The sequence below is a fragment of the uncultured Planktosalinus sp. genome (assembly GCF_963973675.1).
Lineage (GTDB): Bacteria > Bacteroidota > Bacteroidia > Flavobacteriales > Flavobacteriaceae > Planktosalinus.
In genome coordinates, this window is sequence record NZ_CAXBAN010000385.1 from 1 (window position 1) to 2,456 (window position 2,456).

The 2,456-nt window shown below is 36.8% G+C and carries 4 protein-coding genes; all 4 read right to left on the reverse strand.

Features of this window, described 5'->3' with window-relative positions; genetic code table 11:
• Positions 1-260, reverse strand: a 260-nt coding sequence (locus AACY61_RS12360) for a RidA family protein (protein ID WP_339611884.1), incomplete at its 3' end; no start/stop codon positions are given.
• 2 nt (positions 261-262) lie between these two features.
• Positions 263-1,195 carry an NAD-dependent epimerase/dehydratase family protein gene (locus tag AACY61_RS12365; protein WP_339611885.1) on the reverse strand — a complete coding sequence of 311 codons (933 nt, stop codon included), beginning with the start codon at positions 1,193-1,195 and terminating at the stop codon, positions 263-265.
• Between the two features lie 223 nt (positions 1,196-1,418).
• On the reverse strand, positions 1,419-1,940 hold the full coding sequence (locus AACY61_RS12370; RefSeq protein WP_339611886.1) for a nuclear transport factor 2 family protein: 522 nt from the start codon (positions 1,938-1,940) through the stop codon (positions 1,419-1,421).
• A 15-nt stretch (positions 1,941-1,955) separates the two neighbouring features.
• Positions 1,956-2,375 carry a hypothetical protein gene (locus tag AACY61_RS12375; protein ID WP_339611887.1) on the reverse strand — a complete coding sequence of 140 codons (420 nt, stop codon included), beginning with the start codon at positions 2,373-2,375 and terminating at the stop codon, positions 1,956-1,958.
• Between the last annotated feature and the right edge of the window lie 81 nt (positions 2,376-2,456).

Here is a 2,456-nt window from a genome sequence, read left to right on the forward strand (position 1 = left end):
TTTGTGGTAAAGACATCTTCCTTTACCACATCGTCAAAAGTGCAATTGAAATGTCTGAGTACTTTTTCTAAATCGGAATAGCAGTTTTTCATTTGCTGTTTAAAATCAGCCACAGCAGTGGGGTTGCCTTCATCGTCCATGCTCACTGCACCGGAGATTTTGATGTGGTTGCCAATTTTGACGGCATGCGAGTATCCATAGGCTTTTTCAACTTCTGGGCGTAGTAAAAAATATTCGGGTTTTTGATTTGATGTTTCCATTTTTAATAGTTATTTAAAGTTTCTTTAACGGGTCTGAATTGTGCGCCTAAATCAGTTTTTGCCTTATTGTTTTTATACACAATTTGAGGCTTGTTTTTGGGTTCGTGATGGTTCAACATCTCGTGAATATCTGATACTTTATAGGTTTCACTAGTCAATAGATAATCTTTTCCATGTAAGCCATTTGTTGTTGCGGCTTTGTATGTAGCACTTGCTACATCGGCGACATCTACCACGGTAAATGCCACATCATTGTCATATAGTGTTTGGAAAAAATCATCAGGAGCAATCATGTTTTTAATGAGAAACTGCACTCCGGTGGAGGTGGAGTCCTCTCGGTTTGACAGGGATTTTCCCATCACCATCACGGGAGATACGGTTGTGATTTCAAAAGATAGCTGAGGGTTGTTTTTTACAAATTTTTCCACTACCTGCTGGGCTAAATATTTTGCTTGTGCGTAAGGATGGTTTTGTTCACTAAAAAATCTTGTATCACTTTCATCAAAAGTTTCTGTATCACTTTTTCCAGCGGCAGGCAAGGGGAAATTTGTATTCCAGGCTGCTATAGAGGCGATTAAAACCACTTTTTCAATGCCTGGTGTTTTGTTGATTACTTCCAGAAAATTTTCGGTGCCTTTGATTGTAGGGTCAAATAGATCTCTCTGCGGATCTTCCACATTGAGTTGAAAGGGCGTGCCGGAGTGAATTAAAATATCACAGTCTTTTACAAAATCATTTAATACCGTTTTGTTTTCGACATTGAGTTCACTGATGTAAAGGTTTTCAGCATTGTTGAGTGCCATGAGATGCTCGTATTTGTCTTCTCGGGAAATATCGGTGGCCGAGACTTTGACTTCATACCCATTTTTTAAAAATTGCTTGGTGATATAGCTTCCAATAAAGCCAGAGCCACCTATGATTCCTACTTTTTTCATATCTATAGTCCGGAAAACCCGTTTTCTTTGAGTTTATATTTTCTAACCCATTTGAAACCAAATAATTGAGCGATTTTAGGAAGCAAGTGGATTCTTTAATTTGAAATTAAAAACAGGTAGCCGGCAGTAGATTTTGCTAATTGTCTAATAACCATTAAACATGAAAAATCACCTATTGACACTACTGCCGAAATTCTATAAACAGAAAACTTACCTGATTTTTTTATTCTTCTACTTCTTCAGACTCGTCTGATTGAGCCGCAGCATTTCTTTCAAGTTCCTGAAGTTCCAATACAATTTCTGTGGGATCCCAATAGCCATATGTGGTAACGATTTTACCATCTACAAAACGATACGTCAAGTGAACAGGCATATCAATGACTTTACCACTTTCCTTTACAGTAGCTTGCCAGTCTAACCAGACATTTACCCAGGTGTGTCCTTCATCTGTCACTACCATTTCATATTCCTGATCTTCTTCTAAAAACCCTCTGTTTGAATAATTAGCATCATTGTCTTGATGGTATTCCACCAGTTTGTCTATGGTAAGAAAATCGGTTTTTGTATTGAAATAGGTTTTGCTGGTGTCTGCAAAATTGGTCATGCTATATTCTTTTTCATTATAGTCTTTGATGACTGTTTTTACGATATCGATTTCAGGTGATTCCTGTGTGTAGCGAGTATCTTGTTGATTGCAAGCTGTAAAAAGGACGATTGCAAGTCCCAGTAAAATTACTTTTTTCATAATGTTGGTTTTAAATTAGTATTCATTAAAGTTCATTATTTCACCTTCTTTGAGTATCCAATGATGCTGAAATGTTGTAGTGACGCCTTCACATTCTGTGGGCTTTCTGCCAGAGACAGTTCCTGTAACTAAGATTTTATTCTTTTCAGTTTCCTGAAATTCCAGTGATTGAAAAGAGATTCCTCGCCATTCATTTTTCAGGATGGCTAAAAATGTGATGTTGTATCTTTCATTGACCTCTTTGGCATTATTGAGTTTCTCCCACTGAATGTTGGGGGTCAATGCTTTTACTTCTTCTGAAGTGGTGCTTTTTTGATGAATCACTTCATAAATATTTTTTACTACTATAAGGTTTTCATTCATTTGCCCTTGCACTCCCGAAGAAACAAGGAGTGCAGTAACAAATGTGATTGCAAAAAGTTTTATAGGCTTCATAGACTATATACTGTGTTGTTTATAGGTTTTGACCGCTTATTTTATTTAGAAGGATTATAGGATAGTTCTGGCATCATATAG

Excerpts from the sequence above, each read along its gene's own strand:
- AACY61_RS12365 (WP_339611885.1), bottom strand. The coding sequence starts at position 1,195 with ATGAAAAAAGTAGGAATCATAGGTGGCTCTGGCTTTATTGGAAGCTAT.
- AACY61_RS12370 (WP_339611886.1), bottom strand. The coding sequence starts at position 1,940 with ATGAAAAAAGTAATTTTACTGGGACTTGCAATCGTCCTTTTTACAGCT.
- AACY61_RS12375 (WP_339611887.1), bottom strand. The coding sequence starts at position 2,375 with ATGAAGCCTATAAAACTTTTTGCAATCACATTTGTTACTGCACTCCTT.